A 23,787-nucleotide genomic window follows, 5' to 3' on the forward strand; every position below is an offset into this window, starting at 1 on the left:
GTGGCTCAACAGTCACTCGGAGTGACAGTGATGTCACTTGAGAGGGGCTTGGTCGGCTCCCCCGCGCCTCGCGCGGGTTGCCGAGCGCTACCGCCCCGTTGACTGCAGTTGTCCAGGAGCGGGCTGTGCCCTGAAGGCGTCGGCAATGGCGCCGCCCGGCTTTCCTGGTAGGCGCCCCAGACCGTGCGGCCGGAAAGCCTCATGTGCGCCGACGGCCTTGATGCCTATGTCAGCGACCCGGCCACCCGCTCTCCCGCACGGCCGCGTTCCCGACACCGAGGACGGCACCAGCGACCTTGGCTGGCACCTGGTCGATACGGTCCTGCGGCGGCACGTCCGTCACGTAGGCCTCACCTTCACCTCGGCGGAGACGTCTCTGCGTAGGGGCTCGGTGCTGAGTCATGGCCATGCCTTGTTGCGCAGTCGGCTGTCCGGAACGGCATCCCCAGACGGAAGAACGTGTGGGTCAGTGGTGGATGTTGAGGGGTGAGACGGCTTTGTTAACCATGCCGCGTACCTGTTCGGCCGGGCGCTGTTGTTCGCCATGGAGGGTGTTGAGGGACCAGCAAGCCGGCGGTGGAGGCGGGGACGGCCCACTAGGCCAGGTGCAGCTGCCGCTGGGCTTGCACCAGCGGGATGGGACGGCTGGTGGACATGTCGGCCTGGTCAGGGTCGGGGGAGGAGGAGAGTTCCACCTACTTCCCGAGCATGCGGCTATAGGCGGTGGCGGCCAAGGCGAGGCCGGTCAGCGCCGTCTTGGCCGCGGTAGAGGCCATCAGACCCCGCTGGTAGGGAAGACGGGCCTTGTTGGCAGTGAGAAGTCCGGTCGCTCCGATCAGATGGGCGGTGATGGCGGCAGTGTTGACAGGTGTCCACTTAGACCGACCGGCGCTTGCGATCCGTGCGGTGTCTGGTTGCCGCCGGCTTCCTCTGCGGCGCCGTTGACCCCGATTGCACCCATAAGCGTGCCGCCGAACCACGCCGCGAGACCCACATCGTGGATGCTGCGGCCTTCGGGCTCGCCTCCTGATCATCCACGAATGACCCGGCTCATGGAGTCAGCTGTCGTCATCCTCGACTTCCGTGATGAGGACGGCCGCGGTGACCGGGCCCGGGGCGTCGTCGGCGGCTGCGCCGGCGACTGCTGCTCGGACCGCGCGGGCGACTTTCAAAGGATGGTGCCCGGGGGCGACCGCGAGCTGGACCTCGATGTGCCGGCCAGGTGGATCGTCATGTCGCTGCATTTTGACGGGACGGGTTCCCAGCACCGGTGTGAGCCGGGCAACGCCGGGCACGGCCATGATGACGTCAGCCAGCTCGCCAGAGGGTTCCCGCGCTGGTACCGGTCCGGGGGCTGGGTGTGGGCTTCGTGCGGCGGCAGCTTCCCGTGTGAGCCTGAGAGCCATCTCCGGGGTCTGCGACCGGGCTGCCGCTTCCGGGCTCTGCAGGAGATCCGTGATGTGCAGATCGGCTGCCACGGCGGCCAGGCCGAGCCGTTCAACGGCCGCGCTGAGCAGTGCGCTCCTCAGCTGCTCAGCTGTGTGGGAAAGCGACTGCTGCATGGCCGCAGAGAGGGTGGCCTCGATCCTGAGCGGTCCGGGCGGTAGGGCACTGACCGGCGGGGGGACAGCAGGCTCGGACGAAGACGCAAGCGGTATCGCGCCAACGCGCAGGGTTTCCAGCCCCACACCGGGAACCTCCGCGGCCGCGCGCCCGAGCACCCGGACGGCCGCCTGCTCGGTGATCCAAGCCCCGTCGTCGGGCTCTCCGAGAGGAAGCAGTCGGCCCAGCTCGAGCTGCAGTCTTACGGCCTGCGTCCACGCCTCGACTGTCACCAGCCGCTCACCTCATTCTTCGCCGCGGATCGGCTGTCGCGTTGCCCAGGCTGCTGCGCAGGTCGCGGGGAGTTTCCTCATCTGGCCAGCTACCGCTCTCATCGTGCCGCACCACCAAGCGAAATGCCGTAAATGTTATCTAATGTGCTTAATGAGTGTTGTGTGTGGGCTCTGCACGAAGGGATGACGCGATGACCGAGAACACCCCTGAGAGAGCGCGCGGTGGCGATCCGAGGTCTCGTGGCCGCACGACCATCGCCGATGTGGTGGTGGAGAAGATCGCCGGAATAGCGGCCCGGGACGTGATCGGCGTCCATGCCCTGGGCAGCGGCTTCGCGCGCTCCATGGGGGCTGTGCGGGGGCGCGTGCCCGGAGCCGGCAGCGGCAAATCCGTCACGCGTGGGGTACGCGTCGAGGTCGGAGATGTGCAGGCGGCCATTGACCTGGAGATCGTCGTCGACTACGGCGTCTCGATCATGGACGTGGCCGGTGCCGTGCGGGTGAGCGTGATCTCCGCTGTGGAGCGCATGACGGGCCTGGAAGTCGTGGAAGTCAACATCGCGGTCAGCGATGTGAAGCTTCCCGACGAGGAGGACGAAGAGGAAGAGCAACAGAGGGTCCATTAGCCGAGCCAGCGGGTCGCTTGAGCGAAGGAGCGCACAATGAGTAAGGCTGTGATCGGCTTGTTCGCCGGGATGGCGCTGGGCTTCGCCGGATACTTCGGCGGCTTCGGGGCCTTCCTGACGGTGTTGGGGCTGGGCGTCGTCGGGCTTGTGGCCGGACGTTTGATGGAAGGTGATCTGGAACCGGGCTACTTCTTCCGGCACCGTGATGATGAGCAGCGGGCCGGCTTTGAACAGCGACGGGTGCCGGGGGACTGGCGGCGGTGACAACCGAGACCGATCGGCCCTCGGGCGGTCCCAGCGGGGAGCGCGGTGCGATCACTATCGCCGACCGGGTCGTTGCGAAGATCGCTTCCCAGGTCGCCCGTGAGGCGCTGAACAGGTTCGGAGAGGCAGCCGGATATCTAGCGGCCAACCGTCCGGTACCGCATGTGACGGTGTCCGTACAGCGGACACCCGAGCGCAAAGCCACACAACGCCAGGCTGCCGTCAGACGGCCAACCGTGCTCGGCGAAGCACGGTTGCACATCGCCGTGGAACTGGGCTATCCGTCCGACATCGGGGCACAGTGCGCCGCGGTTCGCCGAGAGGTGACCCGACGGCTCAGGGCATGGGCCGGCATGGACGTGCCCGACCTGGCGGTGTCGGTTGCGAGGCTCCACTCGGTGCACTCGCAGCGCACAAATCAGAGGAGGGTGAGATGAGCGCCGGCGAGCCACGCTCGAACACCAGGCGGCTGTCGGCCGGCAACGAGCGTGCCCCCTCCGATCCCGGTCAAGCCGCATCGGCCGCAGGCAACCCCCCGGATAGGGGCGCGACGGGAGCGGACAACGACTCTGGCTGGTCGGCACACCGCTTCTGGTCCGCCCGGCGGATCCCCGCGACTGTCATTGCCCTCTTGTGCGGAGCCGGCATCGGACTGCTCCTGTACGACGTGGTCTCGGTGCGGGCTCACCGGCCCGCCATGGGCTGGCGACGGCAGCTCGCCGCCGAGCTGGCCACACGGCCGCTGGATGACACGTGGCTCACCGTCGGGGCCGCAGTCGCCATGATCCTGGGCCTGTGGCTCTTCGTGCTGGCAGTGACGCCAGGACTACGCAGGCTGCTACCGATGCGGCAGCCCGCCGGAGTCCCAGGGGCAGAAGAGGTCCACGCCGGGCTCGACAGCCGTGCAGCCGCTCTCGTACTGCGTGACCGGGCCATGCAGGTGCCCGGTGTCCAGTCGACACGGGTCGATGTCGGCCGGCGGAAGATCAAAACTCGGGCCCAGGCACATTTCCGCGATCTCGACGACGTCAGCGCAGACCTGGACGCGGCCCTGAACGAGACGGTGAGGACGTTGGGCCTCGCCCGGCAACCCAGGCTGGCCGTGCGTGTCCAGCGCCCGAAGAAAGGCTGAGGCATCCCGATGCTGACGAGAGTGAACCGGGTGCTGCTCGGCCTGGTGGGCCTTGGACTGTTCGCTCTGGGTGGCGGCGTCCTGCTGGGCGGGCTGGACATGCAGCGCCGCTGGGGCTTCCGCATGCCGGGCTGGTGGCCCTTCCGTGGGCCGAACGACGTGGTGCTGGGAGCCGAGGGACGCACCCGGTGGCAGGAATGGGGCTGGTGGTGGCCGAGCGTCATCGCAGTCCTCGCCGTGGTGTTCGCTCTCCTGCTGTGGTGGTTGCTTGCGCAGTTCCGCAGACACCGGTTGGGAGAGGTTCTCGTGGACACCGATGACGGCGCGGGAGCCCGGCTGAACGGCCGTGCGCTGGAGAATGCGATCGCGGCAGAGTCGCAAGCCCTGGACGGCGTGTCACGGGCTCATGTCCGGCTGACGGGGCGGCGCACCGCTCCAGCCACACGAGTGCGGCTACGGTTGGAAGCCCACGCGGATCCAGCTGAGGCGCTCAGGCAACTGAGCGGGGAAACGCTCGCGCACGCACGGAACTCGGCACGCCTGAACCGCCTCCCGACTACGGTCCGACTACGAGAAGTGCGCCACCACGCCCATCGCGTCTCCTAGCTGTATTGATCACGAGCGTTGTTAACGCTGGCGGGTCTTGATGAATGGCGAAGACCTTCGGTGTGGTGGAGGTGTCTACGCTTCACCGCTCGGAGGTCTTCGTGTCCCACCGTAATGCTCGGCTGACCGTCTTCGGGAGGCGGCTGCTGGTTGACCGTGTCCTCTCCGGCCGTCCCGTCGCCCATGTCGCAGCCGAGATGGGCGTCTCCCGCATCACGCCCACAAAGGGGTCCGTCGCTGGCGGACTGAAGGCGAGGCGGGCCTGCACGACCGCTCCAGCCGGCCGAGGACAACACCCCACCGCACTCCGGCCCGAACCGAGTCACAGGTGTGCCGGCTGCGGCAGGACCGCAAGCCCGGCCCGGCCCGCATCGGCCTGATCCTGGGCCTGCCCTTCTCAACCGTCCACCGCATCCTGACCCGCCACGGCCTGAACCGCCTGGCCTTCATCGATCGGCCCACCGGACAGATCATCCGCCGCTACGAACGCCAACGCCCAGGTGAACTGGTCCACGTCGACGTGAAGAAACTGGGCCGGATCCCCGACAGCGGCGGCCACAAAGCCCTCGGCCGTGACGCCGGCCGGCCCATCCGCGGCATGGGCTTCGACTACCTGCACTCCGCCGTCGACGACCGCCTGGCCTACACCGAGATCCACCCGGATGAAAAGGTCGCCACCTGCGCGGACTTCCTCACCCGCGCCTCCACCTTCTTTCACGACCACGGCATCACCCGCATCGAACGCGTTCTGACCGACAACGCGTGGTCCTACCGCAAAGGCCTGGCCTGGAAGCAAGCCCTGGCCGACCTCGGCGCAACCGGCAAACTCACCCGCCCCTACCGACCGCAGACCAACGGCAAGGCCGAACGCTTCCACCGCACCCTGCTCGACGAATGGGCCTACATCAGGGCCTACACCAGCAACGAACAGCGAAACCAAGCCCTGGCAGACTTCCTCCACACCTACAACCACCACCGCTGCCACACCGCACTGGGCGGCCGGCCACCCGTCAGCCGCGCAAGCAACGCTCCAGGTCAATACACCTAGCTAGTAGTGCTTTGTTAGCTGGTCTTGTCGCGGTTGGTGTTCGGTAGTTCGCTGTGTGTATGAGGGTGGGTGAGCTTGCTGAGTGTCGGGGTCGGTTGGAGGAGTTTGGGGGGGGGCGCCGCTGGTGCGGCGGGATCAGCGGGCGAAGGGTCAGTTGTATCTGCGGGGACTGCTGCTGGACGGCCGGCGGAAGTCGATGCAGCCGATGGCCGAGCGACTCGGGATCGACCATCAGCAGCTGCAGCAGTTCATGACCTCGTCGACCTGGTCTGTCGATCAGGTGCGGGCCCGCCTGGCGTGGCGGGCCGTCGGGGTGGTGCGTCCGCAGATGTGGGTGGTGGATGACACCGGCTTCCCCAAGGACGGCACGGCCTCTCCCGGGGTGGCCTGCCAGTACTCGGGCACGGGCAAGGTCGGCAACTGCCAGATCGGGGTCAGCGTCCACGCCGTCTCCGATGCCGCCTCGTGTCCGCTGTCCTGGCGCCTGTTTCTGCCCGCCGGTTGGGACAGGCCGGATGCCGCCGTTCAGCGGGAACGCTGCCGCATCCCCGAAGACGAACACCACCGTCCCAAGTGGCAGCTGGCGCTGGAGATGCTTGACGAACTCGCCGGTATCGGACTGCGGCCTGCCGCCCTGGTGGCGGACACCGGATACGGCGCCAACGCCGACTTCCGGCACGGTCTGGAAGACCGAGGACTTGCCTACGTGCTCCAGGCCAAGGCTGAGATGACCGCCTACCCCAAGAACGCCGAACCCCGTCAGCCTGCCTGTGGAGGGCTCGGACCCCGCCCGCTGCCGCGCTACCGCACCCGCCCAAAGCCGCGATGAGCTCGGGCTTTGTCCTGCTTCGTGTTCGGCTGGCCGGGCGGCGGCCCAAGCCCGCCGCAGACGGCACGATCCCACTGAGACGGCTGATCGCTCAATGGCCCGACGGGCACGACGAGCCAGTCAAGTACTGGATCTCGAACCTGCCCGCCGACCTCCCGGCGAAGGACCTGGTCCGCCTGGCCAAAGCCCGCTGGCGGATCGAGCACGACTACCGCGAGCTGAAGACAGCCCTGGGCCTGGACCACTTCGAGGGCCGCTCGTTCAACGGCTGGCACCGGCACGTCACCCTCGTCACAGCCGCCCACCTGTTCCTGACCGAACAGCGGACCTGCCCAAAAGCTCCTGCCAGGGCCTGACCCTCTACCAGGCCCTGAACTTCCTCCAACACCTCCTGGCCACCTGGCCACCTGAAGGGGCACCTGCCCCACCTGCCACCAACCCACCCCATGGCAGCCCTACGACACCACCTAACAAAGCCCTACTAGTTGTCATGACCGTATCGTTGTCGCGCGGCTGGTGGATGGTGGGGCCGGGTGTGCTGCGCCGCCGGCCGGGCCGAGCTACGAGGCGGATGTCTGTGTGGGATCCGTCGTGGCGACAGCGCTGTCGCGCCGGGCCGCCGCCTTGCCCTGACGTCGCCTCGTTCCGGCGAGTCCCGCACGCGAGGGCATTGCGCGCCGCCGAGGACCGAAAGGTCGGTCGCGGGGGACCGACCTAGGCTGGTATCAGGGTGCTGCCGGCCCATGTGTCACTGGAGAAGGAGGCCGGTATGGCTGTACGGCATCGGTTGATCCGGAGCGCGCCGGAAGCGGTATGGAGCTTTCTGTGTGACGGCGAGCGGTACGGCGCCTGGGTGGTAGGTACGTCGGAGTCTCATGAGCAGGAAGGCAATTGGCCGCAGGTTGGCTCCGCGATCGAGTACACAGTGCGTGTCGGTCCCTGGACGCTGAAGAACCAGACGACGGTGCGCCGCCACGAGCCGCCGAAGCATCTGGAGATGGAGGTGGACAGCGGAGTTCTGGGCACAGTCAGGATCTCACTTGAGCTCCGGCCCTGGGGCGACGACACCTTGGTCATTCTCGATGAGCACCCACTCCGGGGGCTTGGCGGGGCGTTGCACAACGTCGTGCTGGACGTTCTGATTCAGGTCCGACACCGCACTATGCTCGCCCGGCTTGCGCAAGCCGTCGAAGAGCGTTCGGGATCGGCATCCGTGGCTTCCTGACCACACGAGTTCCCCGCCGGTGACTGATTGGACCCGGGACCTCCACGACATCGTGTTGTTGATCGCCACCCTTCGTGGTTCCCGTCTCGGCCCAGGCAGAGAAATGCGGGAACGCCCCACAGCTCGAACTCGTCATCGTCCCAGACATCGGCTCAGACCACACCGTCCTCGCCTCAGCGCGTGACCACGTGCGGTCGCCGCTGGGCCTACTGGACAGCAGAGGGATTCCCGGTGCTGCCGTATGGCGAAGACTGGGCTCCGGTGGTCTGGCCCACCAGTCCTTCGCATCGACAAGAGGACTGGCCTGGTGAGGAACTCGGGCACGCGCTGCCTGCGAGCTCACACCCCTGGCGCGGGAATCCCCTGGGCGGTGTCCGATGTCCAGGCCCTTCACCTGCTGTATTCGTGCCCGTCCTGCGCATGCGAGGCAACTGCCGCATGGTGGAAGTGGACCGTCGAATGCGTCCCGCGCGCGGCCCCGGAGGAGAACGTGCGTCCAAGGAGCCAAGATGAGGGCCTTGACCTGGCAAGGCAAGCGTGATGTGCGGGTGGAGACGGTGCCCGACCCTGAGATCGTCGATGCGACCGACATCATCGTGCGCATCACCTCCACCGGAATCTGCGGATCGGACCTGCACCTGTACGAGGTCCTTGGTCCCTTTCTCGACCCCGGGGACATCCTCGGCCACGAACCCATGGGCATCGTCGAGGCGACCGGTACGGAGGTCACGGAGGTAGCGGTCGGGGACAGAGTCGTTGTCCCGTTCAACATCTCGTGCGGCACCTGTTGGATGTGCAGTCAGGGCCTGCAGTCGCAGTGTGAAACCACCCAGGTCACGGATCGTGGGATGGGAGCGTCGCTCTTCGGCTTCTCCAAGCTATACGGCCAAGTTCCGGGTGGACAAGCCGAGTTGCTACGTGTGCCGTTCGGCAACACGCTGCCCGTCAAGGTGCCGCACGGCCCACCGGACCAGCGGTTCGTCTATCTGTCCGATGTGCTGCCCACTGCCTGGCAGTCCGTTGCCTACGCGGGCATCCCGCAGGGCGGCAACGTCACCGTGCTGGGGCTCGGTCCCATCGGTGATATGGCTGCCCGCATCGCGCTGCATCAGGGTGCAGGGCAGGTGTTCGGTGTCGACCTCGTCCCGGAGCGTCTCGCTAGGGCCCGTGCTCGCGGGGTACACACCCTGGACCTGAATGAGTACGGCAAGGGAGTGGGTGACGAAGTCCGCCGCCTCACCAAGGGACGCGGCACCGATGCGGTCATCGAGGCCGTTGGCATGGAGGCGCATGGGGCTCCTCTGACCAGAGCCGCCCAGAATCTCGCCGGACTGCTGCCGGATGCGCTGAGTGAGAAGGTGATGGGCCGGGCCGGCGTAGACAGTATGGCGGCCTTCAACACGGCTGTTGACGCCGTCCGCCGCGGCGGCACGATCTCCCTCATCGGCGTCTACGGCGGGGTCGTCGATCCGGTACCGATGCGCACCTTGTTCGACAAGCAGATTCAGTTGCGCATGGGCCAGGCCAACGTCAAACACTGGGTCGACGACATCCTTCCCCTCCTGAACGACGAGGACGTGCTGGGCGTCGACGACTTCGCGACCCACACTCTGCCTCTCGAGCAGGGACCCCAGGCGTATCAGATGTTTCAGGCAAAGAGGGACGGCATGATCAAAACCATTCTGACCCTGTGAGGTTCGCACTTGGCCGGGCCGGAGGCCGACGCCGGGTGGCACGGGTGAAGGAGCGGTCGAGAACGCACGCACGGTACACCCGCCCTGCCGCGCCGGAGAGCATCGGCCGCATGCCAGGAGGGGTTTCCCGTTCCGGCAGCGCAGCGCCGGCACGGGGGCGGGCGGGGACCGCCACTTCAACTCGTACTTCGCGAGCTGGGCTGTTCCGTACCAGCGCGCGGCCGTGCCTCGTCGTGCCTACAGTGAGAGGGCTGTCGATTGTGCGTGGAGAGCAGCCGGCGCCGCCGCCCCAGCGATCTGCTTGTCGTCAGGAGTAACGATGACTCACTCACAGCGTCCGCTTCTTTTGCGAGGCCGCACCGCAGTGGTGACCGGGGCAGCGCGCGGTCTGGGGGAAGCGATCGCCCGGGAGCTGGCTCAACGAGGGGCCCGGGTGGCCTTGCTCGGGCAGGAAGAAGAAGCACTCCGCCGAGTGGCGTCATCCCTTCCGGCGGCAGCGCTCTGTTGGAGTGTCGATGTCACCGACGACGGCGCCATGGCCCGGGTGGCCGAAGAGGTACGCGACCACCTTGGGGAGGCGTCCATCGTTGTGGCGAACGCGGGGATCGCCGAAGGCGGGCCATTCGCCGGGTCCGACCCGGCGACGTGGCGCCGGGTGATCGAGGTCAACCTGATCGGAAGCTCCATCACCGCCCGCTCCTTTTTGCCGGACCTGCTGGCCAGGCGCGGATACTTCCTGCAGATCGCCTCGCTGGCCTCCATCGGAGCCGCTCCCATGATGAGCTCCTACTGCGCCTCAAAGGCCGGCGTGGAATCTTTCACGCATTCGCTGCGCGCCGAACTCGCCCCTCACCATGTAGGCGTCGGAATCGCCTATCTCAACTGGATCGATACCGACATGATCCGGGACGCCGACCGGCACCCTGTGCTGCGCGAGCTCCGTGCCCACCTGCCCCTGCCTGCGAGGAAGATCTACCCCGTTGGCTGGGTCGCCGTCCGATTGGCCACGGCCGTGGAACGCCGCTCGACTGCCGTATATGTCCCCGCCTGGCTCCGTGCCGCCCAGCTGGTACGTGCCGCTCTGCCGGCCGTCGTCACCCAGCTCTCACGGAGAGAACTCCCTCGGCTGGCTGCCCGCACGCCCTTCGAAGCAACCGGACTCCTGGGAGCCGGTGGGCGGGCTGACGACGAAGCACGCCGACGGTAGCCAGTCGCACCGGTAAGCGGCGCCGAATGTCCGAGGAGGGGCACCCTCGCCACCTGCCTGCCACTCGAATTGTTGCAGCTCAGGGGTATTTTCTGCTTTCTCGATCACCTTCCGGACGGCCTGCTCGGTGAAGCCCGAGGTCAGCAAGGGATCGGCGTGGCCCGGCGCTGTCCGGCGCGCAATACAAACCGAGTCGTCGAATGGCAATCTTGGATGCCGGGGTGCGTGGCCGGGCGGAGGGGCGGCGGCGTGCGGGCGCTCACCTTGCGATGAATGCACCGAAGAGGTCCGCGCCCGGTGGTCTCTGCAAGGAGATGGGTGCAGCCTGAGAAGACCACGCTCGGGCAATTTCAGGAGTATGCCATGATCGTGATTCTTGGACTCGTCCTTTTGATCGCTGCGGTGGTCATCGGTGTCGCCGCGGTTGTCACCAACATGGGTAGTGCGCACGAGTTGACCGCAGCGTTCAAGGTTTTCGGTTACGAGATGACCGGATCCACCGGAATGCTGTTCCTCTTCGGCGCCATCGTCGGTGCGGTGGCAGTGCTCGGGCTGAGCCTGCTCCTTGGCGGCGTCCGCCGAACGTCTCGCAGGAAGCACGCCGTGCGCCACAAGGAGTCGCGACGGGACGCGGCTGCTCCACGGACAGAGCAAGGCGACCGCATCGACTACCGTGACCAGAGCGACCTGGGGACAGCGGAACAGCAGGAGAACGCCTCCCCTCGACGTGATCGCTCCAACGGCGACGGACGCCGCCATAAGCGACACCTGTTCGGACACCGACCCGCCCACCGGTAGCCCATAAACCGGTCAAGTGACGAGTAGGCGGAAGGCCGTCGTGCGCCGTAACACCGCCAGAGCCTTGTTTTGGTCATGTCACAGAGAGAGCCGTGGCAGCCCGCACCGGCACTGCATGTGACTGTCCGGGAGCGGCACATCCAAATCCGTTTGCGTCATCTGACATGTCAGCGAAGCGCCCCGGGAGGCACGCGCCCGAGGTCTGAGGGCGTGCCGGGGCCGGTCGGTGTCAGTGACGGCCGTGGGCGCTGTCGGAGGCTCCGCCGAAAAGCCGGGCGACGGCGCGGAAGGGGAGGGTGACGACGGTGGCGATGGCGCCGCCGATAGACCTCAATACGTCTGCGATGGCCGTGAGCATGGCGATCCTCCGAAGGTTTGCCCGACTGTCGGGCGAGGTGCCGCCGTGCGGCGGCTGTGACGCCGCCCATCGGCACGCTGCACAAACGAAAAGGATGCTTCCCTCAATTCATTCTGAGGCTCGCACAGCAAAGCTGCCACCGTTCAGCACGCCCGACGGGAAGAGAAACCACAGCGCTACAAGGTAAGGACGCGGATATGAAATTTTCAGAGAGTGACGGCTGAGCTGCAGCGATGGCGTTGTCGCCAAATCTGGTGGACAGTCACAGATTTGGCCGACGAGGTGGATTGCACAGATCAGGTCTCAAAGCCGTCGAGTCGAGCCATCCCGCGATCCAGAGAAGGCGGCCGGTGAAAAAGTTGCGCAGCCGGATATGAGCGCACAGCCACGCCCGAGGGTGCCAGAGGCTTGCGACGCTTGCCGTTCCCATGGGAGGGGATCACAGTGGAAGGGAACGTTCGTGCGAGAAGGGAGCGGGGTTGTGATCATTCTCGGGATCATTCTCCTCGTTGTAGGTTTCGTGGCCGGCATCGCCATTTTGTGGACCATCGGAGCGGTCCTCGTCGTACTCGGACTGATCTTCTGGATTCTCGGCATGATGGGCCACGCGGTCTTCGGGCGAAGGCACTACTGGTAGAAGCACGTGCCTGCTCGGTGGTGACCGTCCCGCCGACGCGGAGCGAGGTGCCATGCGACGGCCGCAGAAGGAGCAACCTCATTGGGAACCGGCCTCAGGCCGGCCCAGGTTGCCCAGTAACTGCGAGCGGAGGGCTCGATGTCGACTGGGACCCTCATCGCAGTCATCGTGCCCGTCGTGGTCGTATTGATCGCGTGCGCGGTGGTGGCGTGGATGATGCCGCGCCGCCGCCGGCTGCAAGACCGGGTCGGACCGGAGTATGAGCGGATCGTAGAGGCCAAAGACGGCCGTCTGGCGGCCGAGCGTGAGCTGCGGGAGCGCGAGGAGCGCCACGACGCGCTGGATATCAGACCACTTCCGGCGGCTGCCCGGAACCGCTACGCGCGGGACTGGAACACGGGTACAGGAACGATTCGTTGACAGAATCTCTTGATCTGCGGCAGCCGGCCAGGCAGTACAGCCCTGCCACCATAACCACCAGGCCCGCGGTAACGGTGCTGACCAGCAGTTGTCCCACCCCTGGAAGTCCTCCGACCACGCGCGAGGAGGAACTGGAAGTGAACTGCTCACGCAGCTTGCTGACCAGGTGGAATCGGGCTTCGAACCTCCCCAGAGCGGTGTGGTTGTCGTGGAGCTGCCGAAGCCAGCGGGTCATGGCATGGGCGAATGCGGAGACCTCTTCGGTGACCGGTGGGATCACCAGTGCCAGGAATCCCGCCAGCAGGACGATGAACGCCAGCAGCACCACGGTGACCGCCCATCCGCGGGGCAGCCTGTGGCGTACCAGCCACCGCACGACCGGGTCCAGGCAGACGGCCACGAAGAAGGAGAGGAGTAGAAGGACCATCAGTTCGCTGAGTCGCAGGGCCTCGTGTGCCAGCCAATAGGCGAGCGCACCGCCGAGGGTGGCGCTGAAGCCTGCGGCGAACCAGGACCGCGGCCGCCGCGGCGTCGCCCTGCGCGTCTCCATTTCCTATCGGAGGGCTGCCCACCCTGAGAACTCTCGGATGTCATTTCGCCGTCCTGGCCATCGGGAGCGTTGCTTCCGGGCGAGCATGCCCAGGCTGATTCGACCATTGGACAACTACGGCCGCTGTCCACGCGTTGACCGACGCGACAGGGAAACGCACCTATAGCCGCCGATACCAACGGCCTGGGGCCCGAAGCTCGGGGCGTTTATCATGTAGGAGCGCATGGTGTGAGTTACGCGGTCAGTGTGTCGTCTCCGATTACGGAGAGAAAGCATGGCCGCAGGTGAAGAGGACGAGACAGAGCGAATACGGCGTCCGTCCGGCAAGAAGGTCGCCAAAAGGACCGCCAGGACAGCCAGCAGTGCTCGGACCGGCGACCAGAAGAGCATCGAGGCGAATCGCGTCGCCCGTCGCGTTCGGCGCCGCGGGCCATGCGGTACGCGGCCGAGCAGCTCCAGGCCCTGCTGGGGTGAGTACCCGAGTCGTCTCTGTGGTGAGGCCCATAGAGGGCGGCTGGCAGGCGGATGTGGAAGTTGTGGAGCTGGAACGTGTCCCGTCGACGACCAGCGTGATGGCGACCTATCGCGTGGCCCCGGACAAGGAGGGCGGAGCGGTGGCTTACGAGCGAATCCGTCGCTACACCCGAGGGCAGATCGACCGGCCTGCCTGAGGGCCCCTCGATGCCTAAGACCACCGTTCGCCAGGTGAAGCGACCCGGTGAAGCGACCCGGCCACTCCGCACAGGCAGGGGCGAGCCGACGAAGGGAGGCACCATGACCGTGGTGCCGCAAGGCGGAGGAGCCGTCGCCAGTGGCGGCGGAGGAGGCAGCCTCTACGACATCCTCGATCTGATCCTGGACCGCGGACTGGTTATCGACATCTTCGTACGGGTGTCTTTGGTCGGCATCGAAGTCCTCAAGATCGACGCCCGTATCGTCGTGGCCAGCGTCGACACGTACCTGCGCTTCGCCGAGGCGTGTAACCGCCTCGACCTGGAAGAGGGGCGCAAGGCGCCCTCCCAGCTCACCGACCTCGTCGGCGAAGTCACCGAGGGCGGCTCGCACGGCAAGACCAAGGGAGCCCTGAGCGGAGCTGCGGAGGCGGTGACCGACGCCCTCAAGGGCGGCGGCGAGGACGAAGAGGAAGACGAAGAACCCGCGGAGCGGCGCAAGGAGCCCGTGGAGAAGCGGGAGCGGCCGGCTCGTCGCCCGGCCCGGCGGCGGAAGGAATGAGCCATGGCTGTGTACGTCTACTCCATTGTCGCGACCGCCCATCCGCAGCGCCTGGCGGGCCTCGACGGGGTGGGGGATCCACCAGCCACCTTGCGTGCGGTGTACGCCGACAAGCTGTCCGCAGTCGTCAGCGACGCCCCCGAGGAGCTACGGCCCAAACGTCGGGACCTCGCCGCACACCAGGCCGTCCAGGAGCGGCTGATGGCCGACGGCACGATCCTGCCGCTGCAATTCGGTTTCACCGCCACGGACGACGCCGCCGTACGCACGGTACTGGAGGAGCGCGCGGACGAATTCACCGAACGGTTGCAGGCGCTGGAGGGCTGCGCCGAATACCACCTCAAGGCCGGACAGGACGAGGACGCGATGCTGCGCCAGATCCTCCGGGAGTCCGATGAGGCGCGTGGGCTAAACGAGCAGATCAGAAGCGGCTCAACCAACCCGGAACTGCCGCTCGCCCTCGGTGAATTGGTCGCCCAGGAAGTGCAGGCACGCCAGGACCGGCTCGCCGCCGCGGCCGTCGAGGCGCTGCGCGGATTCGCCCGCGAGGAAGTGTCTTCGCGGCCGACCGGCAATGACTTCGTGAGCGTGTCCTTCCTGGTGGACCGGGACCACGAAGACGGCTTCCGCACCGCGGAGAAGGAGCTCGCCGACGAACTGGGCAGCGACTTCGACCTGCGGCTGCGCGGCCCGCTGCCCGCCTACAGTTTCGTCTAGGGAGAGGTCACGGGCCTCTTGCCTCAGCTGGCCACCTTTCCGCTGGCGTCGGTGCGTGGCGTGGCCTGTGGGTGATCGAACGCATGGTCGATGTCGTGGAGGGTGAGGACTACGACACCGGACCCGTCGATCGGGAACTCGCCTAGCTGGAGCGAACTCCCGGCGGGGGAGATCGATGCGGAAGCCTTCGACCGGCGTGAGGGCGAGCTGCTGGATCGGCTGGACGAGAATCAGGGCCCATCGCCAGGGCATCGACGCCTGACTGCGACGGTGGACACCGAGAGGGGTGCTGCCTCGCGCGCCCACCCCGACGCCGGGTCACCAGGGAATCGAAGTGCAGCAGCCGTGACCGTCCAGGGCTGCCTCGTCAGGCCAGGGCTCATGGGCCAATCTCGCCGACACCTTGGAGCGGGTCCTGGACAAAGGCATCGTCATCGCCGGCGACATCCAGATCAACCTTCTGGACATCGAACTGCTCACCATCAAGCTGCGCCTGCTGAATGCGTCGGTGGACAAGGCCGAGGAAATGGACATCGACTGGTGGGAGCACGACCCCGCACTGTCGTCCCGCGCCTTCGACGGTTATAGCTCACTCGCCGAGGAGAACAACAGCGCGCCGAGATCGAGGCCCTGCGCGAGGGCGGTGAGCTGCCCCAGGTCGAGGAGGAGAGCCGCCCGGCCGCCACCCGGCGCATCCCACGCGCCAAGCGGGCCGAGCCCCCGCAGCGAAAAGCGGGACGAGTTATGACCGAGGTCATCACCTGTGCCTATGTCGTGGGGTGGGACGCCGATGGATCGCTCCTCGTGGACGCCGTGTCCGTACTGCCCGGGGTGGCGGATGCGCCCGTCCGTCCGGTGCGTGCGGGGTAGGACGCCGATGGGGTGCTCGCCGTGAGCCCGTCACCCAAGCAGGACTTCCAGGAGGACGCGCTCCGTGCCTATCTGGAGGACCTGGATTACGGGACAGCCCTTAGCTGGAGTCGGTCGCCTGCGCCCATCACAGGGTGACCGAGGCGCTGGCCGCCCGTACCACCGTCCTGCCGCTCCGTTTGGCCACGGTCTACCTCGACGACGAACGGGTGCGGTGGATGCTCGATACCCGCCGGGAGGCGTTCGCCGGCCGACCGGCGGGCCGCGCTGGCTGCTCACGGGGAGTGGGGCGTCAAGATCTACGTCGAGGCCCCGGCGCGAATGAAAACTCCGGGGAGCCGTCCGCCGATCCGGGCCTGAGCCCCGGGCGGGCCTACCTCAGCCACCGCGGAGCGCAACGCCACGCCCGCGAGGGCGCCTACCGTGACGCCGAGGTAGCGGCCCGGCGCGTTGAGGCCGCCGCCCGCGTCCAAGCGGTCGACCGGGTCCAGCACCGGCCGCAGCAGGGCGAACGCGCCGCGGACCACCGGCCGAGGCGGAAGTGCCGCTGCCGGAACGGCTGATCGCGCTGCTGCGACGGCTCATGGAACGCCAGGCACGGCAGCGGGTGGACGCGGGAGATCTCACAGACGAACAGGAGAAGCATCTCGGAGCAAAACGCTGATAAGTCTCCACGGCCGTATGATGGAACTCTGCGTTCGGTATTACCTTTCCATGCAAGATCTCAATGTGGATCTCGGTCCTCTCGGAACTCTGCTGCCACTACCCGAATGACCCTGAAGGGGCACGACATGGGTATCGGAAAGAAGGCCAGGAACCTCGGCGAAATAGCCGAGGGAAAGACCAAGGAAACGACCGGGAAGGCTGTGGGCAACGAAACCTTGGAGGGAAAAGGTAAGGCCGAAAAGGCAAAGGGCAAAGTGAAGCAGGTCGTGGAGAAGGGCAAGGACACGTTCAGGCACTGAAAGGCTACGCTCAACGACTGACAGTCGCCGGCCGGTCGCCGCGCTCCGTGCAGCGACCGGCCGTGCACCCGGGCGCTCATTCGCCTGCGCTCGGGAGCAGGCACGGCCGCGCTGCCGACTCTCCGCCGCCACGGGCTGACTTCCTCTGAAGTGCGAGGTGTATGCGGGTCACAGCAGACTGCTGATGTGACGGGACCAGTGCGGTGAGGAGCTGACGTGATTGCTGATGCGACATTCTCCGCAGGCGCGGGCGCCCTTCCCGGTGGGACGGCTGGCCCGCCGAGCCCCGCTGAACTGTGCCGTACGGTCGCCCAGCGGTTCACCGCGCTGGTCGACAGCGGAGCCCTGCGCCTCCCGCTCCCGGGCGCGGGGCGTACCCGTGAGCGCTTCCGTGCCCTTGCCGACCTCGGTCGTGAGGACCTCTGTCTGGCCCGTCTGGCCGAAGGGCACGTCGATGCGCTCGCCATCCTCCACGAACTGGCCCACCGCCGCCGAAACCGGGCGAACGGTGGGGCGTCTGAGCCGCCCAGCCCGCGGGCCCCGGACTGACCGCGACCGGCGACGGCCGCACCTGGCGACTCAGCGGCGTCAAGCCGTTCTGCTCCGGAGCGCACAGCTGCACCCACGCGCTGGTGACGGCGGACAGCGACCAGGGGCGGCGCCTGTTCGCCGCGCGCGTGGACGACCGGGCCATCCCCGATGTCACCTTCGCCGACGTGCCCGCCCTCCCCGTCGGCGACATCGAGAGCTATGTGCGGCGGCCCGGCTTTCAGCACGGCGGCATCGGGGTCGCGGCATGTTGGCTGGGCGGGGCGCGGGCGGTGGCCGGCGCCCTGGTGGCCGGGGCCGGGCGACGGCCGCTGGACGCGCGTGCCGCCGCGCACCTGGGCGAGGTGGACATGCCAGGGCGGTGGCAGATCTGACCGTCTACGTCCGCCAGCACCACACCGAGCGCAACCACGCCGAACTCGGACATCTGCTCACCGGTCGCGGAGAACAGCCGTGAACCGCGCCCGGCAGGCCGCCGCCGACGCCATCGACGCCCCCGGCACCCCCGAAGCGGAATGGCGTCCTGGCCCGCCCTCGACCGTCTGCCCCTGGCCACCCCGCGCAGCGGACCCGTCGTGGCCGTCGCGGCCCGCCCCGACGACGAGGTACCGGGCTTCGGCGGCACGTTGGCCGCGTTGGCCGCGAACGGCACCGACGTACACGTCGTGTCGGTCACCGACGGCGAGGGGTCCCACCCGCACAGTACGCACCCCACCGCCGCCCGGCTCGCCGCGGTCCGCGTTGCCGAACTCAGCGACACACTGGGCGAACTCGGGCTGTCCGCCGTACGCCCGCAGCGCCTGCGGATCCCCGACACCCAGGTGGACGGGCACGAGAACGCGGTGCGCAACCAGATCGCCGCCCGGCTGTATGCGCTGCACGCGGCCCTCTGCGTCGCACCCTGGACCGGGGATCTGCACAGCGATCACGAGGCCGCCGGCCGTGCGGCTGCTGCCGCGTGCCGCACCTCGGGCGTCCCGCTGTGGATGTACCCCGTCTGGATGTGGCACTGGGCGCGCCCCGCTGACCCGCGCGTCCCATGGCATCGCGCCGCACGTCTCGCACTGCCCCCCCCGGCGCGGCGGCACGCAAGGCCGCGGCCGTCGACCGGTTCGTCAGCCAGACCCGGCCCCTCTGCGACGGCGATGAGAACGCCGCGATCCTGCCACCGGAGGAACTCGCCCACCACACCCGGGCGTTCGAGGTGGTCTTCCGATGAGCACGCCGCCCGGCTACTTCGAGGCCCTGTACGCCGCTGCGCCCGACCCCTGGGACCTCGCCGGCCGCTGGTACGAGCAGTGCAAATACGCGCTCACCGTCGCCGCACTGCCCCGGCCGCGGTACCGCGCCGCCTTCGAACCGGGCTGCTCCGTCGGCGTGCTCACCGCCCTGCTCGCCGACCGCTGCGACCAGCTGCTCGCCGCCGACCGCGTCCCCTCGGCCGTCGCCACCACCTCCGCGCGCACCCGCGATCTGCCGCATGTCGAGGTACGCAGGCTTACCGTCCCCGATGAGTGGCCGGACGGCGCCTTCGACCTGATCGTGCTCTCCGAACTCCTCTACTACTTCGACGATGCCGCCCTGCACGACCTCCTCGGCCGTACCCTCGATAGCCTCGAACCGGGCGGCACCCTCGTCACCGTGCACTGGAACCACCCCGTCCCCGAACACCGCCGCACCGGCTCCGAGCTCGCCCCCGTGCTCGTCGGCCTCCCCGGCCTACGGCTGCTGACCGACGTGCAGGACCCCGACTTCACCCTGCAGACCTTTGGCGGCGGTACCCCGACGGCATCACCGCGCCCACTCTCGCAGCACAACAAGGGCTGGTGTGAACGCCGTCGCCCACGTCTCTGCCCCGTCCCACGCCGCTGCCCCCACTGCCCTCGCGGTCGTCGTCCCCGCCCACAACGAGGCACGGGATCTGCCGGCCGCCCTCAAGGCCGTGCAGACGGCCGCCCGGCTCCCGGCCCTGGCAGACGTGCCGGTGTCACGGTGGTCGCCGCCGACGCCTGCACGGACGACACACCCGACATCGCCGTACACCTGGGCGCGGCCGTCATCGAACTGCCCGGCCGCAACGTGGGAGCAGCCCGCGCCGCCGGCGTCGCCCACGCGCTGCACCTGCTCGGCCCGCACGGCGCCTGGATCTGGATCGTGACCACCGACGCCGACTCACTCGTCCCGCCCACTGGCTGGCGCACCACCTGCACCACGCCCGTCAGGGCTGGGACTGCATCGTGGGCACCGTCCGTCTGATGCACCACCCGGTGCTCCTCGTGGCCACGGTGGCCCGCCACAACGCCCGCTACTTCGCAGGCCGTCCGTATGGGCCACGCCTTTGGCGTCATCCGCATATTCACGGTGCCAATCTGGGCGTCGCTGCCGCCCCCTACCTCGCGGCAGGCGGATTCCCGGCGCTGGCGCACGGCGAGGACCGCGCCCTGGTCGCCGCCCTCGAACGCCTCTCCTGCCGGATCCTGCGCACCGACGAGTGCCCGGTGCGCACCTCAGGCCGCCTTGACCCACGGGCCCCGCAAGGGTTCGGCACCTTCCTCCGGCAACTGTCCATCGAGATCGCCCCGCCCACCGACGCCTCCAGGCGCCGGAAGAGAGACATCAGCTCCTGAGCGACTCTGCGGCGGGGCGCGCCCTGCAATCGTTGGTCGCGCCGCCCGACGCCTGGGTACAGTCCGGCAGATCATGTGAAGGATCGGATCGATGTGGCTGAGCCCTTAGTTGGGTCACCACGTGCGTCACCATCAGGGGGTCCGATAGTCCCAGAAAGTACTGGTGGCGTGGCCGGGAAGGGGCGCGTGCGAGGGCTGAGAGGGCGCTGTAGGTCGAGGAGAGCGTCGAGGCAAGGGGCGAGTCCACACAGCGTGCGAAGGAGATTGCCTCGCGCACCGTTGAACAGGGAGCGGGCGCGCTCCGGCGAGTCGAAGACCTCCAGCAAGGTCTCCACCCACGACAGGAAATCCGTCTCGCAACGCGGCGGCGTACGCGCACACAGCGGAGCCCAAGGGCCGACGAAGGATCAGCTGTACGAGGAGGCGAAGAAGCGCAATAGCGACGGACGCTCCTCGATGCACAAGCAGCAGCTTCGCCACGCGCTTGGCCGCTGATACGTCGTTGCGCAGTTCAGCCGGCGCTGGGCAGCCGTACGTGGACGGTGCCGTCATCGTCCAGCCTCACCTGGAAGGACGGCTGCGGGGCGGTGGCCGGGCCACGGATGTTCGCGCCGTCCGACAGCCGGAAGATGCTGCCGTGCCAGGGGCACTCCACACAGCCGTCGGCGATCTTGCCGTCCGACAACGGCCCCGACAGGTGGCTGCACCGCTCGGCGAGGACATGAATGCGGCCGCCCGGCTCACGGATCACCAGCAGGGGCACCTCGCCCAGTTCTCGCCGCACGGCCTCGCCGACCGGGAAGTCCTCGACTCTGCCCACCGGGTGCCAGCCCTCTTCCAGCAGATGCGGTACGGGCTCGGCCTTGTTGGCGCCTGCGGCCTGGCGGAAAGCGAGGTGCCCGCCGAGCATCCCGCCGGTGCCGGCCGCACACAGCCCCGCAAACCCGAGCGCCTTGCCCAGTGCCGTACGGCCGCGGCCGCGATGTACCCAGGATCCCGCATACAGCCCGATAGCCGCTGCGACCGACGCCGCGTGCACCAGGCCGGTACGCATCTGATCCTCGTGCTGCTCGGCCCAGTCCACCCACCCGGCCAACGCGGCCGGCGCGGCCGAAAGGACGCCCAGACCCACCAGGAGGCGGGCATTGCGCCCTGCGCCGGGCACGACGTCCAGCACGGCGGCGGACAGCCATGCGCCCATCGGAATCTGCACCAGCACGGGATGCAACGGATGGCCGATCGGCAGGCCGTGCAGCACATCGCGCAAGCGCCCCAGGGGTAGCCCGCGCACCGCCCGCTGGGCCGGATTGATCACCGCATCAAGCTTCTCCAGGCGGCTCAGCGCGTCGAGGGACGTCAGGAAGGAGGCCTCGGCGCGGGCGGCGGTTTCTTTCACCGTGCTTCTCGAAGCACGGACCGCGGAATTCGTATACCTCGCTGAAAGACGCACGACGTGCGATTTGCCATGTGCGGCCAGCCCGCAAACGGCTACCGGTTCCGTTCCACTCCGGTGGCTGAGGGACCGAGGGCAGGCTCTCGTCATGCCTTTGGAAAATGCCGGTTTCGTGGGCATGTCGCCGATCGGCGTCCGCGTGAAACACCCACGCGGGCGGAACTGAGACAAGGCGGCCCACGACGAGTGCGCGGGCGCAGCCAGCAAACCCCGGTGCCCGTGGAGCCGCTGCGGAGCAGCGGCCAGCACGGGCCGTCTGTGCCGAGGCCCTTCCGCGTTGCCGCGCGGAGCCCTGGTGAAAGCCTCCTGGCACTCGCCCGCCACCTGGCTGCTGCGAGAGACGCGAGGCGCCTCCTGCACAGCTCGCGTCGTACCTCGCCGGTCCGCTCGTGGCGCCAGCGGTGCCAGCGGCTGCGGTCTAAGCGGCACGCAAGGGTGCGATTTCCCTCAGCCGGGCCCCGAAGGCCATGGGAGGGACTCAGCCTGCACGGACGCGGACGGGCACGCCGTGTTCGTGCGCTCGTGCTCAAGGCGGACGCTCTTCTCGAGCAGAGGCTCGGTCGGTGGTCTTGAAACCACGGTCGTCAGTCGCGCCCGAATGGTGCACGGTGGAGGGGTGGCCGCCCGGCAGCGTTTTGCCGGCCTGCGGCAGCCATGGCAGTCGAGCCACGCGCTGCTGGCGGTCCCGCTCGTGCTCATCGTGGTGATCACGGTCGTTGACCTGCTGGTTCCGGCCGATGTCCACCTCGGTCCGCTGCTGGTCATCGCGCCCGCGATCACCGCCTCGTTCGCCGGTCCCCGCTTGACCGGGGTGATCGGGGGCCTGACGGTGGCGGCCCAGGCGTTCATCGGGTGGCACTTCGGCGTGTTGTTCTCCCGGAACGTGATGGTGCAGATCCTCGCCCTGACTGTGCTGTCCTGTCTGATCGTGTGCTTCTGCGTGGTGCGCGAACGCCGCCGTAAGGAGCTGGACCAGGTGCGGACGGTCGCCGAGGCCGCCCAGCATGTCCTGCTGTGGCCACTGCCCGAACAGCTCGGCCCGCTGCAGGTCGCCTGCCTGTATTTGGCGGCGGAAGATGAGGCGCAGATCGGCGGGGACCTGTATGCGGCCACCCGCATCGACGGCGGGGCCCGCGTGATGATCGGTGATGTGCGGGGCAAGGGCCTGGCCGCCATTGGGGAGGCCGCTCTCCTGCTCGGGGCCTTCCGCGAGGCCGCCCACAAGCACACCACCCTTCCCGAACTGGCCGCCGGCCTGGAGCAGAGCGTGACCCACTACCTGCCCGAGTTCGAGCCGGAGGAGGAGGCCGGAGAACGCTTCGTGACCACCTTGCTGCTGGAGATCCCCGACGCCGATCCCCTCACGCGAATGACCAGCTGCGGCCACCCTCCGCCACTCCTGCTGCACCCCGGCGAAGCCGTCGCCGTTCCCGTCCACCCCGCGCCCCCACTGGGGGTCGGCCCCACCGGGCCGGAGGACTACACGCTGGACGTGTTCTCCTTCGAGCCCGGCGACACCCTCCTGCTCTACACCGACGGCGTCATCGAAGCCCGCGACCCCCACGGTGCCTTCTATCCGTTCACCCAACGGGCCGCTCAGTGGACCGACCACAGCCCTGAGAGTCTCCTGCACCACCTTCGGCGCGACCTCCTCGCCCACGTCGGCGGACGTCTCGCCGACGACGCCGCCCTGATCGCGATCCGCCGCACGCTGCCCGCGCACCCGGGCCGCCGCCACAGGAGAACCTTCCACGCCGACGGGTTCCGGCACCGCTCTCAGACCGAACCGCCATCGCGCTGATCAGCTGCAACAGGCCCGGTCCCTGCCGCCGAAGGAGAGGGCGTGCGGCCCGGTGTCAGGGGGCCGGGCCGAAGAGCTCGATGAGGGGGCCGGTCCCGTCGGTGGGAGCGCGGACTTCCAAGTGCAGGACTGGGGTGTCGAGGTGGAGGCGGAAGTCGAAGACCGGGCAGCGCTGCTGTTCGGATGCGGCCAGCGTTGCGATGTCCGCGGCCCGCTCGGCGGGCAGGGTGAGCCACAGGCCGTCGGCGAGCTCCCGGCGTACAGTGCCGTACCCGCTGGGCTGTCACCGCAACCTTCAGCTCAGCGGTGCTATCGACGGGCGCACGGCCGGTCGATACGGGAG

Annotated in this window: 27 protein-coding genes and 7 pseudogenes; 28 read left to right on the forward strand and 6 right to left on the reverse strand. The window is 68.1% G+C overall.

Annotated features, from left to right (window positions below; genetic code table 11):
* Nucleotides 1–1,058: 1,058 nt before the first annotated feature.
* The gene (locus tag DY245_RS29415; protein WP_128510247.1) at nt 1,059–1,835 is read right to left on the reverse strand and encodes a hypothetical protein; all 777 of its coding nucleotides are present in this window, start codon (nt 1,833–1,835) and stop codon (nt 1,059–1,061) included.
* Between the two features lie 191 nt (nt 1,836–2,026).
* Here DY245_RS29415 and DY245_RS29420 point away from each other — a divergent pair, with 191 nt between their 5' ends.
* From DY245_RS29420 to DY245_RS29470, 10 genes and pseudogenes are all read left to right on the forward strand, one after another.
* A complete protein-coding gene (locus DY245_RS29420) occupies nt 2,027–2,461 on the forward strand; it encodes an Asp23/Gls24 family envelope stress response protein (RefSeq protein WP_128510248.1) in 435 nt (144 codons plus the stop codon).
* 36 nt (nt 2,462–2,497) lie between these two features.
* A complete protein-coding gene (locus tag DY245_RS29425) occupies nt 2,498–2,725 on the forward strand; it encodes a hypothetical protein (protein ID WP_128510249.1) in 228 nt (75 codons plus the stop codon).
* A 433-nt stretch (nt 2,726–3,158) separates the two neighbouring features.
* Nucleotides 3,159–3,857 carry a DUF6286 domain-containing protein gene (locus DY245_RS29435; protein ID WP_220377961.1) on the forward strand — a complete coding sequence of 233 codons (699 nt, stop codon included), beginning with the start codon at nt 3,159–3,161 and terminating at the stop codon, nt 3,855–3,857.
* A 9-nt stretch (nt 3,858–3,866) separates the two neighbouring features.
* A complete protein-coding gene (amaP, locus tag DY245_RS29440; RefSeq protein WP_128510251.1) occupies nt 3,867–4,463 on the forward strand; it encodes an alkaline shock response membrane anchor protein AmaP in 597 nt (198 codons plus the stop codon).
* Between the two features lie 101 nt (nt 4,464–4,564).
* Nucleotides 4,565–5,511, forward strand: a pseudogene (locus DY245_RS29445) (IS481 family transposase).
* Between the two features lie 59 nt (nt 5,512–5,570).
* Nucleotides 5,571–6,696 (forward strand): annotated as a pseudogene (locus DY245_RS48425) (IS701 family transposase).
* A gap of 413 nt (nt 6,697–7,109) precedes the next feature.
* Complete coding sequence (locus DY245_RS29455; protein WP_128510252.1) at nt 7,110–7,565, forward strand: SRPBCC family protein; 456 nt, start codon at nt 7,110–7,112, stop codon at nt 7,563–7,565.
* Nucleotides 7,566–8,074: 509 nt separating this feature from the next.
* Complete coding sequence (locus tag DY245_RS29460) at nt 8,075–9,259, forward strand: alcohol dehydrogenase catalytic domain-containing protein (RefSeq protein ID WP_128510253.1); 1,185 nt, start codon at nt 8,075–8,077, stop codon at nt 9,257–9,259.
* A gap of 319 nt (nt 9,260–9,578) precedes the next feature.
* Nucleotides 9,579–10,466, forward strand: coding sequence for an SDR family oxidoreductase (locus tag DY245_RS29465; RefSeq protein WP_128510254.1), 888 nt, complete (start codon nt 9,579–9,581; stop codon nt 10,464–10,466).
* Between the two features lie 318 nt (nt 10,467–10,784).
* Nucleotides 10,785–11,264 (forward strand): hypothetical protein, encoded by a 480-nt coding sequence (locus DY245_RS29470; RefSeq protein WP_128510255.1) that lies wholly within the window; start codon nt 10,785–10,787, stop codon nt 11,262–11,264.
* 229 nt (nt 11,265–11,493) lie between these two features.
* Here the strand turns inward: DY245_RS29470 and DY245_RS47625 are convergent, their stop codons facing one another.
* The gene (locus DY245_RS47625) at nt 11,494–11,622 is read right to left on the reverse strand and encodes an LPFR motif small protein (RefSeq protein ID WP_280525009.1); all 129 of its coding nucleotides are present in this window, start codon (nt 11,620–11,622) and stop codon (nt 11,494–11,496) included.
* A gap of 481 nt (nt 11,623–12,103) precedes the next feature.
* Here DY245_RS47625 and DY245_RS44005 point away from each other — a divergent pair, with 481 nt between their 5' ends.
* Nucleotides 12,104–12,259 carry a DUF6131 family protein gene (locus tag DY245_RS44005; RefSeq protein WP_147318380.1) on the forward strand — a complete coding sequence of 52 codons (156 nt, stop codon included), beginning with the start codon at nt 12,104–12,106 and terminating at the stop codon, nt 12,257–12,259.
* Between the two features lie 346 nt (nt 12,260–12,605).
* On the opposite strand, the gene DY245_RS29475 is transcribed toward DY245_RS44005, so the two are convergent.
* Complete coding sequence (locus tag DY245_RS29475; protein ID WP_128510256.1) at nt 12,606–13,229, reverse strand: AI-2E family transporter; 624 nt, start codon at nt 13,227–13,229, stop codon at nt 12,606–12,608.
* A 527-nt stretch (nt 13,230–13,756) separates the two neighbouring features.
* On the opposite strand from DY245_RS29475, the gene gvpO reads away from it, so the two are divergent.
* The 6 genes and pseudogenes from gvpO to DY245_RS46905 form a co-directional block, all read left to right on the forward strand.
* Nucleotides 13,757–13,900, forward strand: coding sequence for a gas vesicle protein GvpO (gvpO, locus tag DY245_RS46895; RefSeq protein WP_244943352.1), 144 nt, complete (start codon nt 13,757–13,759; stop codon nt 13,898–13,900).
* Nucleotides 13,901–14,003: 103 nt separating this feature from the next.
* Complete coding sequence (gene gvpJ / locus DY245_RS29485; protein WP_128510257.1) at nt 14,004–14,462, forward strand: gas vesicle protein GvpJ; 459 nt, start codon at nt 14,004–14,006, stop codon at nt 14,460–14,462.
* Nucleotides 14,463–14,465: 3 nt separating this feature from the next.
* A complete protein-coding gene (locus tag DY245_RS29490; protein ID WP_128510258.1) occupies nt 14,466–15,179 on the forward strand; it encodes a GvpL/GvpF family gas vesicle protein in 714 nt (237 codons plus the stop codon).
* 349 nt (nt 15,180–15,528) lie between these two features.
* Nucleotides 15,529–15,920, forward strand: a pseudogene (locus tag DY245_RS45410) (gas vesicle protein); the annotation flags it as partial.
* A gap of 3 nt (nt 15,921–15,923) precedes the next feature.
* On the forward strand, nt 15,924–16,049 hold the full coding sequence (locus DY245_RS47630; protein WP_280525011.1) for a hypothetical protein: 126 nt from the start codon (nt 15,924–15,926) through the stop codon (nt 16,047–16,049).
* 134 nt (nt 16,050–16,183) lie between these two features.
* Nucleotides 16,184–16,237, forward strand: a pseudogene (locus DY245_RS46905) (hypothetical protein); the annotation flags it as partial.
* Between the two features lie 111 nt (nt 16,238–16,348).
* Here DY245_RS46905 and DY245_RS46910 read toward each other — a convergent pair.
* Nucleotides 16,349–16,576 (reverse strand): hypothetical protein, encoded by a 228-nt coding sequence (locus DY245_RS46910; protein WP_244943354.1) that lies wholly within the window; start codon nt 16,574–16,576, stop codon nt 16,349–16,351.
* Nucleotides 16,577–16,632: 56 nt separating this feature from the next.
* Here DY245_RS46910 and DY245_RS48430 point away from each other — a divergent pair, with 56 nt between their 5' ends.
* Genes DY245_RS48430 through DY245_RS29515 form a run of 3 tightly spaced genes read left to right on the forward strand, consistent with a single transcriptional unit; the run spans nt 16,633 to nt 17,014 of the window.
* Nucleotides 16,633–16,713 (forward strand): hypothetical protein, encoded by an 81-nt coding sequence (locus DY245_RS48430; protein ID WP_425329454.1) that lies wholly within the window; start codon nt 16,633–16,635, stop codon nt 16,711–16,713.
* A gap of 20 nt (nt 16,714–16,733) precedes the next feature.
* Nucleotides 16,734–16,823, forward strand: coding sequence for a hypothetical protein (locus tag DY245_RS48435; protein WP_425329455.1), 90 nt, complete (start codon nt 16,734–16,736; stop codon nt 16,821–16,823).
* A 17-nt stretch (nt 16,824–16,840) separates the two neighbouring features.
* On the forward strand, nt 16,841–17,014 hold the full coding sequence (locus DY245_RS29515; protein WP_128510260.1) for a CsbD family protein: 174 nt from the start codon (nt 16,841–16,843) through the stop codon (nt 17,012–17,014).
* A 168-nt stretch (nt 17,015–17,182) separates the two neighbouring features.
* Here the strand turns inward: DY245_RS29515 and DY245_RS45415 are convergent, their stop codons facing one another.
* Nucleotides 17,183–17,488 (reverse strand): hypothetical protein, encoded by a 306-nt coding sequence (locus tag DY245_RS45415; RefSeq protein WP_220377962.1) that lies wholly within the window; start codon nt 17,486–17,488, stop codon nt 17,183–17,185.
* Nucleotides 17,489–17,646: 158 nt separating this feature from the next.
* Here DY245_RS45415 and DY245_RS45420 point away from each other — a divergent pair, with 158 nt between their 5' ends.
* From DY245_RS45420 to DY245_RS46925, 7 genes and pseudogenes are all read left to right on the forward strand, one after another.
* Nucleotides 17,647–17,937, forward strand: coding sequence for a hypothetical protein (locus tag DY245_RS45420; RefSeq protein ID WP_220377963.1), 291 nt, complete (start codon nt 17,647–17,649; stop codon nt 17,935–17,937).
* A 141-nt stretch (nt 17,938–18,078) separates the two neighbouring features.
* Nucleotides 18,079–18,465 (forward strand): annotated as a pseudogene (locus tag DY245_RS47965) (PIG-L deacetylase family protein); the annotation flags it as partial.
* 137 nt (nt 18,466–18,602) lie between these two features.
* Nucleotides 18,603–18,782, forward strand: a complete 180-nt coding sequence (locus DY245_RS47970; protein WP_342354224.1) for a hypothetical protein — start codon at nt 18,603–18,605, stop codon at nt 18,780–18,782.
* Nucleotides 18,779–19,395 (forward strand): annotated as a pseudogene (locus tag DY245_RS29530) (SAM-dependent methyltransferase). The gene DY245_RS47970 and the pseudogene DY245_RS29530 overlap by 4 nt, the downstream one beginning before the upstream one ends.
* 160 nt (nt 19,396–19,555) lie before the next feature.
* Nucleotides 19,556–19,819 (forward strand): hypothetical protein, encoded by a 264-nt coding sequence (locus DY245_RS46915; RefSeq protein ID WP_244943336.1) that lies wholly within the window; start codon nt 19,556–19,558, stop codon nt 19,817–19,819.
* Nucleotides 19,801–20,190: a glycosyltransferase family 2 protein gene (locus DY245_RS46920; RefSeq protein WP_244943337.1), complete on the forward strand. Its 390-nt coding sequence runs from the start codon at nt 19,801–19,803 to the stop codon at nt 20,188–20,190. The genes DY245_RS46915 and DY245_RS46920 overlap by 19 nt, the downstream gene beginning before the upstream one ends.
* 218 nt (nt 20,191–20,408) lie before the next feature.
* A pseudogene (locus tag DY245_RS46925) lies at nt 20,409–20,685 on the forward strand (plasmid stabilization protein); the annotation flags it as partial.
* 16 nt (nt 20,686–20,701) lie between these two features.
* On the opposite strand, the gene DY245_RS29545 reads toward DY245_RS46925, so the two are convergent.
* On the reverse strand, nt 20,702–21,586 hold the full coding sequence (locus DY245_RS29545; protein WP_244943338.1) for a Rieske (2Fe-2S) protein: 885 nt from the start codon (nt 21,584–21,586) through the stop codon (nt 20,702–20,704).
* Nucleotides 21,587–22,241: 655 nt separating this feature from the next.
* Between DY245_RS29545 and DY245_RS29550 the strand changes: the two genes are divergently transcribed.
* On the forward strand, nt 22,242–23,444 hold the full coding sequence (locus DY245_RS29550) for a PP2C family protein-serine/threonine phosphatase (RefSeq protein ID WP_128510261.1): 1,203 nt from the start codon (nt 22,242–22,244) through the stop codon (nt 23,442–23,444).
* Nucleotides 23,445–23,787: the final 343 nt, after the last annotated feature.

Source organism: Streptomyces inhibens (assembly GCF_003389455.1).
Classification (GTDB): Bacteria; Actinomycetota; Actinomycetes; order Streptomycetales; family Streptomycetaceae; genus Streptomyces; species Streptomyces inhibens.